Here is a 14,001-nt window from a genome sequence, read left to right on the forward strand (position 1 = left end):
CGTCGTCGCCAACCACATCTCCTGGCTGGACATCCCCGCCCTGCTCGCCGTCGAGCCGGTGACCCTGCTCGCCAAGCGCGAGGTCGGCGACTGGCCGCTGGTCGGCACCCTCGCCCGCCGCGCCGGCACCCGCTTCATCGACCGCGCCAGCCCGCGCCAACTGCCCGCGAGCGTCGCCGCGTTGGCGGACCTGCTGCGCTCCGGCCGGTCGGTGGCCGCGTTCCCGCAGGCCACCACCTGGTGCTCGGTGGCGCACGGCGCGTTCCGCCGCGCCACCTTCCAGGCCGCGCTGGACGCGGGCGCCCCCGTACGGCCGGTGACCATCGCGTACGAGCAGCTGGGGATGCCCAGCACGGTCGCGGGCTTCCTCGGCGACGAGGAGTTCCTGTCCTCCGTGCGGCGGGTGGTCGGCGCGCGCGGCCTGACCGTACGCGTCACCGTGCACCCGCCACTGCTTCCGCAACCCGGCGCGCACGACCGGCGCACGCTGGCGGACCTCGCCCGCGCCGCCGTCTCCCGCACCGTCCGGGAGCCGGTCCGGTACGCGCCGGGTGCGTGCCGGGTGAGCGCCGCGCCCGCGCCGGGTCAGGCGCTCGGTACGTACTTGTAGCCGACGCGGCGTACGGTCACGATCGACGCCCGCACGTCCGCGCCCAACTTGCGGCGCAGCCGGGCCACATGGACGTCGACCGTCCGTCCGTCGCCGACGTGCCCGTACCCCCACACCGTGGTCACCAGCTGGTCGCGGGTGTGCACCCGGTGCGGGTGCGCGACGAGGTGGGCGAGCAGCTCGAATTCGAGGTACGTCAGGTCCAGCGGGCGGCCGTGGACGTGCACGGTCCGCTGCTCGGGGTCGATGCGTACGGTCGCGTCACCGGTCGTGGGCGCGGCGGGGGTGTCGGCGTCCGCGGTGGGGCCCGGCGCTCCCGGCACGGCCGCCGGGGCCGCCGCGGCCGGTACCGACTCCGCCGGGACCAGGACGAGGTAGCCGACCATGGCCGGCTGCCCCGGCAGCACGGGCAGGCTGTGCTGCGGCGCGGGGAGCCAGGTAGCGCCCGAGGTGAGCAGGTCGGCGACGGGTGGCAGTTCGTCGGGCGCCACGGCGCGCAGGCGCTGGCGTCCGGGCGCGGCGGCGGGCGGGGAGGCGGCGGCGGACTTCGCGGAAGTGGCGGGAAGGGTACGGACGTTCGTCATGATCGGTCAGCTCTTTCGCGCAGTGGGGGCGTCGGTGGACGTCGTGCGCGCGGGCAGGGCTGGGGACGCTGCGAAGGCGTCGGAGAGGCGTGTGCGGGCCCGCGCTCAGTGCGCGCGGCAACACAGGCGGTCGAAGTGATGCCCCTGCCGGGACGGCCAGAAAGGCTCAAGGTCGCTGCGACCCGTCGCGGTTTCGGTAAGGCTGGCCATGCCCCCATTCAACCAGACCGCCGGTGTTCTGTCCTTCAGGTGTCCTGCCGCCCGGACCGGGCCCGGCGGCGGGCCTTGAACACGGCGCCCGCGCCCATACCCAGCAGCAAGGCCGTCAGATGGCCCACGTCCGTGAAGTCCCGCTCCCGGCGCAGGACCGGGTGCGCGCCCAGCGCCAGCAGTCCCGCCGTGGCCGCGGCCCGTACCCCGCGGTGCGGTACGGACACGGCGAGCGCGCCCACCGTGGCGTAGAAGCCGTAACTCGCGCCCACGTCCACGGCCCGCTCGGTGTCGGGGGTGACGTACTCGTGGGAGAGCGCGCGGGCCGCCCGCAGCCCGCCGTACACGAGCACGCTGGCGCCGATGTGCCCGGCGGCGAACATCCCGGCCGCCCGCCGGGTGCCCCACGCCGCCTCGGCCGTGCCGAGCGCCGCGAGCAGCGCGAGCCCGTACGGGACGGGCAGCGGGCTCTCGACGAACACGGCGCTGGTCGCCAGCGTCCGCCAGCGGCCCGCACGCAGATTGTGGACATTGGTGGAGTGCGCGCGCAGCAGCTCGGCGCGCTCGTGCGCGGGCATCCGCGCGGTGGCGTACGCGCCGAGCTGGACGGCGCCGACGTACAGCGGGGTGAGCCAGGGAGCGTAGGCGGAGGGCGCTTTCATGCCCTCCATCATCCCTGGAGGCCAGGTGTGACAGCGGGCGGGACCGATGGTCCGGGGCCGGTTGGCCGGGACCGATGGGCCGGGACCGGATCACCGGGCCCGCTCAGCCGAGCCGGATCTCCACCGGCTCGGCCGAGCCGCCGCGCACCGTGACCGAGGTCCCGGCGGTCTGCGCCACGCCGCCGCCCCGCTCCGACCGGCACTCGACGGTGTAGCGGCCGTCGGCGCCGGCGGAGAGGGTGAAGCGGCCTTCGGTGTCGGTGAGCGCGGCCACGTCCGGGAAGGATCCCGGGCCCGCGGCGAGGTACACCCGGGCGTCCGGGACGGCCCGGCCGTCCGCGTCCACCACGACTCCGGAGATCACCGCCATACCGGGACCTTTCGTTGCGTTCGCTGATGCCGTACGGTCGCGTCACTCGTGCCCTGCGGTCACGCCTTCCACGCCACGTAGTTGTTGTACACCGGCGTGGTGATCCGGGTGCCGGAGTTGGTGACCGCACCGCCGTACGCGTGGATCGCGATGCCGTACCGGCCGCCGTTGTAGAAGTGGTAGACGGAGCTGCCGCTCTGGCCGCCCGCCGTGTCGATGTCGTAGTACACCTTGCGCGGGCCGACGGAGGCGACGCCGCGCGCGTCGTACCACTGGGTGCCGGCCGGCTTGTCGCCCGGGTAGCCGGAGATGTTGCCGACCGTCTTGAGCAGGTCGGCGTCGGACCACACGCCGAAGCCGAACCAGCCTGTCGTGTTGCCCAGGTTGTTGGGCAGGATGATCGCGCCGTAGTCGTAGTTCTCGTCGCCGTTGTTGGCCCAGCCGTTGACCGTACGGAAGCTGGTGCTGGTCACGACGCCGTACGGGAGGGTGTTGCCGTTGCGGCCCGGCATCACGTTGATGCTCTTGACCCAGCCGTCGCGACCGGCGACGCCGCTGTTCTTGATGTAGACGACGTGCCCGGCGGTGGCCAGGGTGTGCGGGCCGATGAACCAGCCGGTGCCGATCCAGCGGGAGTTGTCCGCCGCGGTGATCAGCAGCGAGCAGTGCACCCGCCACGGGTAGACGGACGTGTCGGTGATCTGGACCCGGTCGTCCGGACCGTGCACGGTCTCGGCGGCGACCGGGGGCGGGCCGAAGGACGCCTCGCCGATGTCCGGCAGCGCGGCGGTCGGCGGCTGCCACAGCTGTTCCGGCGTGCCCTCGGGACGGGTGTAGCCGCGCACGTTCTCCAGGCCGTCCGCGGTCGCCCTGGCCGCGTCGCCCTGCGGCCCCTCGGACGGCGCCTGAACCGCCAACTCCTCTGCAGTGAATACGACCTGCTGTTCTTCCGGCTCGTTCGAGACGGCGGTGTGGAACTCGATCGGCATTGCTTGTCACCGGGCCTCTCGGTTCTCGCGGTGCACTGTGGGAGTCCTCCTGGAAGGAGTCCTCTTCCTTGTACTGCCGGTCCCCGGGGGTGGACAACGCAAGATGCGGCGAATTCTTGTGGATGGCCCTCTGCTACGTCATCCGTCCCGAAAGGCCCCGACAACAGCACGAGACGGTCCCGGAAATCGGGACGCCTTCACCGCGCGGAACTTCCGCACCGAGAACGGGCACCGCCGGACCTTGCGGACCCGTGCCGTTCGCGCCACAGCGCGCGCGGCGCCCGCGCGCGAGCAGGCACGCGGGCACACTGGCGGACATGACGACGACCTTGCGCATCGGACTCCTCGGCACCGGCCCCTGGGCCCGGCACGTGCACGCCCCCGCCCTCGCCGCCCACCCCAACGTCGCCTTCACGGGCGTGTGGGGGCGCCGCCCGGAAGCCGCCGCGGCGCTGGCCGAGAGCCACGGCACCCGCCCGTACGCGACCCCGGAGGACCTGTTCGCCGACACCGACGCCCTCGCCATCGCGCTGCCGCCGTCCGTCCAGGCGGACCTCGCCGTACGGGCCGCCGGGGCCGGCCGCCACCTCCTCCTGGACAAGCCGGTCGCCACCACCGTCGCGGAGGCGCGGGCGGTGGCCGAGGCGGCCGAGCGGGCGGGCGTCGCCTCGATCGTGTTCTTCACCGCGCGCTTCGGCATCGCCGAGGGGGAGTGGACCGACCGGGCCGCCGCGGCCGGCGGCTGGTTCACCGCGCACGCCGACTGGCTCGGCTCGGTCTTCGCGGCGGACAGCGACAGCCCGTACGCGGCCTCGCCCTGGCGCCGCGAAAAGGGCGCCCTCTGGGACGTCGGCCCGCACGCACTGTCCCTGCTGCTGCCCGTCCTCGGGGACGCCGAGCGCGTCACGGCCACCCGCGGCCCCGGCGACACGGTGCTGCTCACGCTGCGGCACGCGGGCGGTGCCGCGAGTTCCGCGACGGTCAGCCTGACCGCGCCGCGGGCGGCCTCCGGCGTGTCCGTCACGCTGTACGGGACCTCGGGCGCCACGTCGCTGCCACGCCGCCAGGACGGCCCGGAAGTCGCCTACGAACGCGCCGTGGACGCCCTGCTCGCCTCCGTGCGCAGCGGTGAGGGGCACGCGTGCGACGCGCGGTTCGGGCTGCGGGTGACGGAGGTGCTGGCGGCGGCGGAGGCGTCGTTCGAGGGGGCGGGGTGATGCAGGAAGCGGGAACGGCATTCTCCTTTGGGCAGCTCCATTCCGCGGTGCTACGGCAAGGTGGCGGTGCGGAAATGGACAAAAGAGCTGCCCACGTTATTCGGCGGGGCCGCCCATAGCGTCACCGTAACGGTGGAAAACGATTGGCCAAAGGTATGGAGGCCCATGGTGCGGCGGGTAGAGCGGGCGACTGCGGGCGGATTCCCGGACGGCGTTGCGAGCGGTCGCCGGGCCTCCTCACTCACCTCCGGGTAAGTACCCCACTTTCAAGTAGGTAATTGCGGCCCGGCGGGCGGGGCGCGAGGATTTTCCCCGGCGCGCCGCACCTGTCCCTGCCTGTCCTCACCGCTTTTCCGGAGTTGTCCGTGACATCCAACGCTCTCAGCGCAGAGCCCACCCCGGTCACCGTCCTCGGCCTCGGCGCCATGGGCCGCGCCCTGGCCGCCGCCTTCCTGGCGGGCGGCCACCCGACCACCGTCTGGAACCGCACCCCGGGCCGCGCCGACGCCCTCGTGGCGGCCGGTGCCACCCTCGCCGCCACCGCCGCCGAGGCGGTCGTGGCCTCCCCGGTCACCGTCGTCTGCCTCATGGACCACCGGTCCGTAAGCGACGTGCTCACCCCGCTCGCGGACCGGCTCGCCGGCCGTACGGTGATCAACCTGACCACCGTCTCCCCGGCGGACGCCCGCGCCACCGCGGCCTGGGCGGACGAGCACGGCATCGCGCACCTCAGCGGCGCCATCATGACCGTCCCCGTGCTGGTCGGCGGCCCGCAGTCGATGCTCCTCTACAGCGGCCCGCAGGCCCTCTTCACCGCCCACCTGGGCCTGCTCGAACGGCTCGGCTCGGCCACCCATCTCGGCACCGACCCGGGCACGGCGCCGCTGTACGACGTCGGTCTGCTGACGGCCATGTACACCATGTTCGGGGGATTCCTGCACGGCGCGGCACTGGTCGGCACCGCGGGCGTCTCCGCGAAGGAGTTCACGGAACTCGCCGTACCGTGGCTCAACGCCATGACCCTCGGGATGCCCGCCATGGCCGACTTCCTCGACTCGGGCGACTACCGCACCGACGTCCAGAGCCTCGATTTCAACGAGGCGGCCGTGGCACACCTCGTACACACCAGCCGGGAAGCGGGCATCGGCGCGGATGTCCTGCTTCCGGTGCTGGAGCTGATACGCCGCCAGATCTCCGAGGGGCACGGAACGGAGAGTGTCACGCGGCTGGTGGAAGGCATCAAGGACCCAAGGACGTCGGTGCGTTAGCGGATTCCGGTGTGGGGGGCGGGGAGCTCTCGGCCGTCCCCCCCTCGGAAGGCTTGCCACCTCATGTCCGAACTGCTATGCCTACATGCCGATTTTGGTCTTGGAAGGCATCAGCGATGCCGCCTAACGTCGTGATCGCGCCCTTCGCGCACCGCGAAGCTCGATCACGTACGACAAGGAGGCGCAGCTCATGGCCGCGTTCACGAGTTACGTCGAGACCATCCTGCAGAACCTGACCGACCGCCCCGAACGCCCGGTACTGACCACGGCCGAGGGGCGGCACGTCACCGCCGCCGAGCTCCACGACAGCGTGCACCGGATGGCGGCGGAGCTGGCCGACCGCGGCATCGAGCGCGACCGTACGGTCGCGATACTGGCCGGGAACCGGCCGGAGGCCCTGTCCGCCCGGTACGCGGTCAACCTGCTGGGCGGCCGGATCGTGCTGCTCTACGAGGGGCAGGCCCCGGAAACCCAGGCGCGCCTCGTGGAGAGCGCGGAGACCGTGCTGCTCCTCGTCGGGCCGGAATCGGCCAAGCCCGCCGCGGAACTCCTCTCCCACCTGGAGGGACCCGGGCCGGACGTCCTGACGCTGGGCCCCGGCGGCACGGGCCTGGACGCCGGGGACCTGACCGCGCTGGCCGCCGCCCGCCCGTCGGGCCGTACGGTCGAGAGCGCGGCCCGCGCCGACGAGGACTGGTGCATCCGCTACACGGGCGGCACCACCGGCGTCCCCAAGGGCATCCGGACGGCACACGGCCCGTACGCGGCGTTGCTGGCCCACTCCTTCGAAGGGGCCGGCGACCCGCCCCGCCTGCTCGCCTGCACCTCGCTCACCCACCTCGCCGGAACGATCGCCGACATGACGCTGGCCGCGGGCGGCAGCGTCGTCCTCCAGGACCGCTTCGAGCCCGGCGCGGTCCTCGCCGCGATCGCCCGCGAGCGCATCACCCACGTATGGCTGCTGCCGCCCCTCCTCTACGAACTCCTCGATCACCCCGATCTCCCCACCACCGACCTCAGCAGCCTCACCCGCATCAGCTACGGCGGCTGCCCGGCGTCCCCCTCCCGGCTGCGGCAGGCCCTGGACGTCTTCGGGCCGGTCCTCTACGGCCTGTACGGGCAGTCCGAGACCTTGCTGCTCACCGAGGTGAATCCGGCGGAGCACGCCATCACCGGGCGGGGCGGGCAGATCACCGTCGGCCGTCCCGCACCCGGCGTGGACATCGAGATCCGCGACGAGCACGACCGCCGCCTGCCGCCGGACGCCAGCGGCGAGGTGTACGTCCGCTCCGGGGGCGTGATGACCGGCTACTGGAAGCAGCCCGAGCTGACCGCTCAAGTGATCCGCGACGGCTGGGTGCGCACCGGCGACGTCGGTTACCGGGACGCGGACGGCTATCTCTACCTGATGGACCGGGTCAAGGAGATGATCATCGTGGTGGGCGGCCATGTCTATCCGGGCGAGCTGGAGGACCTGCTGCACACCCACCCGGACATCGCGCAGTGCGCGGTCTTCGGCGTACGCACCGCGGACGAGGTCGAGGAGGTGCACTGCGCCGTCGTCCCCGCGCCGGGGCGCACGGCCGACCCCGCGGGAATCATCGACTTCGTCGTGGCGCACAAGGGCGCGATGTACGCGCCGCGGGCCGTGCACCTGGTGGACGGCATCCCGCTCACCTCGGTCGGCAAGCCGGACAAGAAGCGGCTCAAGGGGGAGATGGCGGGGCGGGGGTAAGGGGTACGGGGCATAGGGGCTCAAGGGGTACGGGGGTGTAGGGGCTCACCGGGCCGGGTGGGCCGCGACCGTCATCAATTCCTCACACAATGCGAGACACGGCGTCATGAGCGCCGCGCACCATGGTCGGACCCCTTCCTCGCCGTACGCTTTCGACGAGCGTCCGCCCGGCCCGCTTCGGAGAGCCCCGCCCCATGACCCGTGTGCTGCTGATCGAGGACGACCCCGCCGTACGCAAGGGCGTCCACCTCGCGCTCCGCCGCCGCGGGCACGAGGTCGAGGCGGCCGCCAGCGGGGAGACCGGCCTCCTCGCGCTGGACCGCTTCCGTCCGGAGCTGGTGCTGCTGGACCTGATGCTGCCCGGCATGAGCGGCCTGGAGGTGTGCCGCCGCATCCGTGAGAAACAGCAGATCCCGATCATCATCCTGTCCGCGCGCGGCGACGACATCGACATGGTCGTGGGGCTGGAGGCCGGCGCGGACGACTACGTGGTCAAGCCCGCCAGCGGCGAAGTGCTCCAGGCGCGGATGCGGGCGGTGCTGCGGCGGGTGGCGCTGCCGGGGGAAGGGGACGGGGCCGGGGCCGGCGCGCGGGAGCCCGGGCCGCCCGGTGCCACCGCCTCCTCCTCGCAGACGTACGGGGCGCTGACCGTCGACCGTTCGGCGCTGCTGGTCGCCAAGAACGGCAGGGAAGTCGTGCTGGCCCCCAGCGAGCTGAAGCTGCTGCTGTTCCTGTCCGACTCGCCGGGTCAGGTCTTCAGCCGCCAGCAGCTCCTCGAACAGGTCTGGGAGCACAGCTTCTACGGGGACGTACGGCTGGTGGACGCGTGCGTCATGCGGCTCCGCGCCAAGATCGAGGACGACTCGCGCGCACCCGTGTACGTACAGACGGTACGGGGGTTCGGCTACCGGTTCGGACCCTTGTGAGCACCCGCACGTCCCCGGGAGGGACCGCGCCGACGCGGGGCCGGGAGCGGCTGGCCGCCGCGTACACCCGGCTGCGCGGACTGCGCACCCGCCTCGTCGTCGGCTTCCTCATCGTCTCCGCGCTCAGCGCGCTGATCACCGCGGCGCTCACCTTCCGGCAGGCCCGTACCGCGATACTGGCCCGCACCCAGAACACGGCCGTGCACGACCTGCGGGCCCAGATGGAATCCCTGGGGCCCGACCTGCCCTTCCCGCCCCGGCGCGAGGACCTGCAGAACCTCGTCGTCCAGCTCGATCGCGCGGGCGGCTCCCGCAACTGGCACACGTACGCGCAGTACGAGGACGGCCCGGTCGTCCCGCAGCCGTGGCGCGACGACCGCGACGCGGTCACGGACGGCCTGCGCGCGTCGGTGCGCGCCCATCACGCGCCGGTCTTCCAGCGCGTCGACCGCGGGGGGCGGCCCTGGCTGGCGATCGGCGTGCCGGTGGACTACACCGACGCGGGGGCTTCAGGGGCTTCAGGGGCTTCAGGGGATTCGGGGGCCTCTGGGCCGGCCGGGTCCGCTACGCCTTCCCCCGCTCCCGGGAAGGGCAAGCCCTCCGGGCTCGTCGTCTACGCCGAGTTCAGCCTCGCCGACGAGAAGACCGACATCGACGCCCTGGTCACCGCCGCCCAGGCGGGCGCACTGCCCGCGCTCGCGCTGGCCGTCGTACCCGCGCTGTTCGCCGCCCGCCGCGTGCTGCGGCCGGTCCGCCGCCTGCGGGAAGCGGCCGAACGCATCACCTCCGGCGAGCTGGACACCCGGTCCCCGGTGACCGGCCGCGACGAACTCGCCGAGCTGACCGTCACCTTCAACGAAATGGCCCGCGCCCTGGAGAAGGACGACGCCGAACTGCGCCGCATGGAGGCCAACGCCCGGCGCTTCGCCGCCGATGTCTCGCACGAGCTGCGCACTCCGCTGGCGGCCATGTCCGCCGTGACCGAAGTCCTCGACGAGGACGCCGCCCGGCTGGACCCCGACACCGCCGACGCCGTACGTCTGATCAGCGACGAGACCACCAAACTCGCCCGCATGGTGGAGGACCTGATAGAGGTCTCGCGCTTTGACGCGGGCGCCGCCGATCTGCATCTCGACGAGATCGATGTCGCCATGGCGCTCCGCAAGACGCTCCAGCTGCGCGGCTGGCAGGACCAGGTCGAGACCGTCCTCCCCGAGGGCCTGCGGGCCCGCTTCGACCCGCGCCGCATCGACGTGGTGGTGGCCAATCTGGTCGGCAACGCACTGCGGCACGGCGGTACACCGGTACGGCTGACCGCGTACGCAACGTCGGGACGGCTCTGTATCGACGTGGCCGACCAGGGCCCCGGCATCGACCCGCAAGCCCTCCCGCACGTCTTCGACCGCTTCTACAAAGCCGACGCCGCCCGCGCCCGCTCCAGCGGCAGCGGCCTGGGCCTGGCCATCGCGATGGAGAACGTACGGCTGCACGGGGGCACCCTGCGCGCGGCCAACGCGCCGGGCGGGGGAGCGGTGTTCACGGTGGAGGTGCCGGTGGACCCGTTGGACGGGGAGGAGCCGGGGGAGCAGGACGGGCCGGGCAGGCCGGGCGGGGAGAACCGACCGGGCAGGCCGGGCGGGGAGTACGGGCCGGGCGGCGATGGGCCGGATGTCACCGCTCCTGCACCCGAGACCGAGACCGAGGACGGCCGCCCATGAGGAGCCCCATCCGAGCGGCGCGGACCGCCCCTTCCACGACGCCCCTCCTGTACACAGCCGCCCTTTCCGCCTTGCTCCTCTTCCTGGCCCTCCTCCTCACCGGCTGCGGCATCAGCTCCACCGGCTACGTCCAGGCCGGCGCTCCCGCGCAGGGCATCCGGCAGCCGGGTACCGCCACGTACACCGCCCGCATCTTCTTCGTCTCGCCCCTCGGCATCCACGCGGCCGCCCGCCCGGCCGACGGCCCGGTCGGACCGCAGGAAGCCCTGGACCTGCTGGTCAAGGGGCCGACCGAGGCGGAGCGGGCGCGCGGGCTGGTCAGTGTGGTGCCACCGATGCCGGGCCGGCTGACCGCCGTACCCGCGAACGGCGCGGTGAGCGTCCACCTGCCCGTGCCGGTGTCCCGGATGGAGGCGGCGGCCGTCCACCAGATCGCGTGCACCGCGGCCAACGCCGCCATCCCGGGCGGGCGCCCGGCCACCGAGGTCGATGTGCGCATGTACGAGCCGGGGAGCGGGGGCGAGCCGTGGACGGTGCGCTGCTCCAGCAACGGCATCGCCCTCCCGGCCACCGGCCCGGAGGGCTTCCGTACCCCCGCTCCGGGAGGCTCCCGTACCCCCGCTCCGGAGGGCTCCCGCACTGCCGCTCCGGACGATTCCGGCACCCCCGCCCCGAGCGGCACCGGCGCCCCGGGAACGAGCTGACGCCGACTCCCGCACCACCGCTCGGGCCACCCCCGAAGTACTCCCTGACCAGGGGGCTTTGTCAGTGGTCGGCACTAAAATTGGAGGCAGAAAGGGAGCAGTCCAGGACTGTCTCCGTGCCGACCCAGGAGGTTGCCGATGGCCGTAGCCGCACCGTCCAAGAACACCGCCGTTGCGAAGAGGACCACCTATGGGAAGGCCGCCGCGCGCCGGGTGGTCCGCCACACCCCGATGGTCAAGAAGCCGCTGCCCGCCGGACTCCCGCGTGAGTGGTACGAAGCCCACAACCGCCGCCTGAAAGCCATGCGCCTGGCGATAGCCCTGCTCGACGGTGGTGTCTACACCCCGGAGCGGGCCCGTAACCGCACCATCCGCACCACCGCGGCCCGTATCGGAGTGCACCCGCCCTCCAACACGACCTGCCGCCTGGTCCGCTCCCTGATCATTGAGAACGCCCGCTGAACCGGCAGGCGCCGCGCCGCCGACTGCGCGCGAACACGAGCGACGACTCCAACCGACCCTGATCACATCACCTGACCTACCGGGCCTCCGCCGCCTCTGAGCGCGGCCGACCGGCCCCGGCGGCCCCTCCCGGCCCTGACCCGGGAGGGGCCGCACGTCGTGCCCGTCGACGGCGCGAACCCCTTGACCCGGCGGGCGCCCCTCTACCGCTGCACCAGAGCCGTCCGCTACAAGTAGACAGCCACCTGGGCAGCCGAAGTCCCCAGCCCGGTAGGCCGGCTACTCCACTCACCGGGCCCGGCCGCCCCGGACCCGGGCGCAACGGCAGCTGCCCCGCCGCTACCGCCCCTCTCCCCCTTGTGCCGCCGCAGATCCTCCTCGCGATACCGGCGGCACCCTCGGTGCCAGGTGAGAATTCCGGCCATCCAGTTCTCCAGTTCCTTCACATATCCGTCCAGCAGCGCCCGTGCCTCGTCCGGCAAAGCGAAGTCGTCGTACAGCACCGGCAGTTCGTTCGCCGCCACATGCTGGAACTCCCGCATACGGGAGGTCATGAGGTCGTGCACGATCGCGAGCGCCGTCGGATAGTCGCAGTCGAAGAAGTTCTGCACCACCAGAACCCCGTTGTGCACCTCTCCCTCGTACTCGATCTCCTTCTGGTACGAGAACACGTCGTTCATCAGCGTCGCGTAGTCGGTCGCGGCGTTCTCCAGCGAACGCATCGGCCCGCTCCGGTAAACCTCCTCCGGCACCCGCCGCCCGTGCCCGATACGGCTCAGGCTCATCGTCATGTCGGAGCCGAACGTCGCCCGCCGCATCTCGATGTAATCCACCGGATCGGGAATGTGATGCAGCGCCTGGTTCTCCAGCTCCCAGATCCAGCCGGCCGTCATCACCTCGACACTGTCCCGGAACGTCCGCCGCGCCGCCGTGTCCATCGATTCCGTCGTACGGGCCCACAGATCCGCCAGCCCGCGTTCCATCGCGTTCGCCGGTTCCGGCACGGCCGCGCGGTCCTCCACCGGCATCAACGCCGAGAGCCGCGCAGTGCACGCCTTCGCCCCGGCCACATCCCGTACCGCGCCGAACACCGCGGGGTAGTAATCGTCCCCGTACGTCCCCCAGGTCAGCCACTGCGACCCCAGGTCCAGTTCCTCCGGTGTCGCATCGGGATGCAGACCGGCGGCACACAACGGGAAGTCGTAATCCCTCAGCTTTCCCTCGTCCCAGATACCGGAAAGCGGCACTCCCGCCTGTGGCCGCAGCAGCCCCATTCGCCGCGCCCACTCCACCGTGTTCACCCGCGCACCGTCCAGATGCGGACTCAGCGTCGTCGCGAACGGCATGGAGAAATCCGGCAGCTGCGAGGGCCCCACTTTCCGGAACGGCACATGCGTGAAGTTCCGCACCCGCTTCGCCCCGGTGACCGCCACCGCCCTGCGCACATCCGCCCCGGACGTCCCCAGCCCGCCCAGCGGGAACGGCGACCAGCCACCCGCCGTCTCCGCGGCCTTTCCGCCCCCGTTCATGTACCGGCTCGACCGCATGTGCCACTCGTGCCCGCCCGCCTGCCAGTCCTGCAGCCCCTTGGCATAAGCCAGCACGTCCGCGCATTCCCGCGGACCCATCCCCTTCTCGGCGAACAGCACCGGAAGCTCCGTCAGCACCGTGTTCTCGAACTGCTGCACCCGCGAGGTGATCAGATCGTTGACGGCGTCCGCGGCCTCCTGGGTCGAGCACCCGAGGAAGTTCTCCAGCACCAGCACTCCATTGCTGAGTTCCCCCTCCTCCTCGGTCTCCCGCTGATACGAGAACAGGTCGTTCCGCAGATGCACCGCATCCGCGAACGCGTCCCGCAGCACCCGCAACGGCCGCGCCCCGGCCACCGCCGCCGGCACCTCGGCCCCCGCGGCGCATTCCACCAGCCCCGCCGACCAGGGCGCCCCACCGACCTTCCGCCGCATCTCGATGTATTCGACGGGGTTGGGCAACCGCCCCGCGTTGATGTTGGACAATTCCCACAACGACTCGTTCAGCAGATGCTCGGTACTCTCCCGGAACCGGGCCCGCCACGCCTTCGACATCGAAGGCACCGTCCGCGCCCACAGATCCGCCAGGCCCGCCTCCACCGGATTGGCCGGCTCCGGCACCGGGGTATCCGGATCCATCGGCATGAACGACGGCAGCCGGTCCAGATACGCCTTTCCGCCCGCCCGGTCCTGCGTCCGTTTGAACGCCTCCAGGAAATGGTCGTCGAAGAAGAACACCCACACATACCAGTCCGTCACCAGCGACAGCACATCCGCCGAGCAGTCCGGGTGGGTGTACGCGCACAGCAACGCGTAATCATGCGCATCGAGATCCTCCTCCTCCCAGATCCCCGAACCCTCCAGCATCCCCATCCCCCGGGCCCACTCCTTCGCGTGCCCCCGAGCCTGTTCCAGATACGGATTGATCCGAGCGGGATACGGCAGATAGAACCCCGGCAACTCAAACGGCTGCGCCACCACGACCTGACCTCTCGTCGTCCGTCTCACCCTGTTCGC

13 protein-coding genes are annotated in these 14,001 nt (G+C 72.1%); 8 read left to right on the forward strand and 5 right to left on the reverse strand.

Features of this window, described 5'->3' with window-relative positions:
- Positions 1-610: lysophospholipid acyltransferase family protein (locus IH45_RS0109365; protein ID WP_032917088.1), on the forward strand; the 610-nt coding region annotated here is incomplete at its 5' end.
- Here IH45_RS0109365 and IH45_RS0109370 read toward each other — a convergent pair.
- The 4 genes from IH45_RS0109370 to IH45_RS0109385 form a co-directional block, all read right to left on the reverse strand.
- Positions 586-1,194, reverse strand: a complete 609-nt coding sequence (locus IH45_RS0109370) for a winged helix-turn-helix domain-containing protein (protein WP_030664347.1) — start codon at positions 1,192-1,194, stop codon at positions 586-588. The genes IH45_RS0109365 and IH45_RS0109370 overlap by 25 nt on opposite strands.
- 245 nt (positions 1,195-1,439) lie before the next feature.
- Entirely contained in the window at positions 1,440-2,066 is a 627-nt protein-coding gene (locus IH45_RS0109375) for a rhomboid-like protein (RefSeq protein ID WP_030664350.1), read from the reverse strand.
- A gap of 103 nt (positions 2,067-2,169) precedes the next feature.
- A complete protein-coding gene (locus IH45_RS0109380; RefSeq protein WP_030664352.1) occupies positions 2,170-2,436 on the reverse strand; it encodes a carboxypeptidase-like regulatory domain-containing protein in 267 nt (88 codons plus the stop codon).
- 59 nt (positions 2,437-2,495) lie between these two features.
- Positions 2,496-3,425, reverse strand: a complete 930-nt coding sequence (locus IH45_RS0109385) for a trypsin-like serine peptidase (RefSeq protein ID WP_030664355.1) — start codon at positions 3,423-3,425, stop codon at positions 2,496-2,498.
- 317 nt (positions 3,426-3,742) lie between these two features.
- Here IH45_RS0109385 and IH45_RS0109390 point away from each other — a divergent pair, with 317 nt between their 5' ends.
- From IH45_RS0109390 to IH45_RS01000000143400, 7 genes are all read left to right on the forward strand, one after another.
- Positions 3,743-4,642, forward strand: coding sequence for a Gfo/Idh/MocA family protein (locus IH45_RS0109390; RefSeq protein ID WP_199810647.1), 900 nt, complete (start codon positions 3,743-3,745; stop codon positions 4,640-4,642).
- Positions 4,643-5,007: 365 nt separating this feature from the next.
- Complete coding sequence (locus IH45_RS0109395; RefSeq protein ID WP_030664360.1) at positions 5,008-5,910, forward strand: imine reductase family protein; 903 nt, start codon at positions 5,008-5,010, stop codon at positions 5,908-5,910.
- Positions 5,911-6,100: 190 nt separating this feature from the next.
- A complete protein-coding gene (locus IH45_RS0109400; protein WP_030664361.1) occupies positions 6,101-7,645 on the forward strand; it encodes an AMP-binding protein in 1,545 nt (514 codons plus the stop codon).
- Positions 7,646-7,839: 194 nt separating this feature from the next.
- Positions 7,840-8,571, forward strand: coding sequence for a response regulator transcription factor (locus IH45_RS0109405; RefSeq protein ID WP_030664363.1), 732 nt, complete (start codon positions 7,840-7,842; stop codon positions 8,569-8,571).
- A gap of 50 nt (positions 8,572-8,621) precedes the next feature.
- Positions 8,622-10,289, forward strand: a complete 1,668-nt coding sequence (locus IH45_RS0109410) for a sensor histidine kinase (RefSeq protein ID WP_199810648.1) — start codon at positions 8,622-8,624, stop codon at positions 10,287-10,289.
- Positions 10,286-10,993 carry a hypothetical protein gene (locus IH45_RS01000000143395; RefSeq protein ID WP_234440480.1) on the forward strand — a complete coding sequence of 236 codons (708 nt, stop codon included), beginning with the start codon at positions 10,286-10,288 and terminating at the stop codon, positions 10,991-10,993. Before IH45_RS0109410 ends, IH45_RS01000000143395 begins: the two co-directional genes overlap by 4 nt.
- A 231-nt stretch (positions 10,994-11,224) precedes the next feature.
- Positions 11,225-11,455: a hypothetical protein gene (locus IH45_RS01000000143400; protein WP_050514691.1), complete on the forward strand. Its 231-nt coding sequence runs from the start codon at positions 11,225-11,227 to the stop codon at positions 11,453-11,455.
- A 227-nt stretch (positions 11,456-11,682) separates the two neighbouring features.
- Here the strand turns inward: IH45_RS01000000143400 and IH45_RS0109425 are convergent, their stop codons facing one another.
- The gene (locus IH45_RS0109425) at positions 11,683-13,962 is read right to left on the reverse strand and encodes a terpene synthase family protein (protein WP_050514692.1); all 2,280 of its coding nucleotides are present in this window, start codon (positions 13,960-13,962) and stop codon (positions 11,683-11,685) included.
- Positions 13,963-14,001 lie beyond the last annotated feature (39 nt).

Source organism: Streptomyces rimosus subsp. rimosus, from assembly GCF_000720725.1.
Taxonomy (GTDB): Bacteria; Actinomycetota; Actinomycetes; order Streptomycetales; family Streptomycetaceae; genus Streptomyces; species Streptomyces rimosus_A.

Bases quoted from the DNA above. Each gene is read 5' to 3' on its own strand.
- IH45_RS0109380 (WP_030664352.1), bottom strand. From the start codon at position 2,436: ATGGCGGTGATCTCCGGAGTCGTGGTGGACGCGGACGGCCGGGCCGTC.
- IH45_RS0109390 (WP_199810647.1), top strand. From the start codon at position 3,743: ATGACGACGACCTTGCGCATCGGACTCCTCGGCACCGGCCCCTGGGCC.
- IH45_RS0109400 (WP_030664361.1), top strand. From the start codon at position 6,101: ATGGCCGCGTTCACGAGTTACGTCGAGACCATCCTGCAGAACCTGACC.
- IH45_RS01000000143395 (WP_234440480.1), top strand. From the start codon at position 10,286: ATGAGGAGCCCCATCCGAGCGGCGCGGACCGCCCCTTCCACGACGCCC.
- IH45_RS0109370 (WP_030664347.1), bottom strand. From the start codon at position 1,194: ATGACGAACGTCCGTACCCTTCCCGCCACTTCCGCGAAGTCCGCCGCC.
- IH45_RS0109385 (WP_030664355.1), bottom strand. From the start codon at position 3,425: ATGCCGATCGAGTTCCACACCGCCGTCTCGAACGAGCCGGAAGAACAG.
- IH45_RS0109375 (WP_030664350.1), bottom strand. From the start codon at position 2,066: ATGAAAGCGCCCTCCGCCTACGCTCCCTGGCTCACCCCGCTGTACGTC.
- IH45_RS01000000143400 (WP_050514691.1), top strand. From the start codon at position 11,225: ATGGTCAAGAAGCCGCTGCCCGCCGGACTCCCGCGTGAGTGGTACGAA.
- IH45_RS0109405 (WP_030664363.1), top strand. From the start codon at position 7,840: ATGACCCGTGTGCTGCTGATCGAGGACGACCCCGCCGTACGCAAGGGC.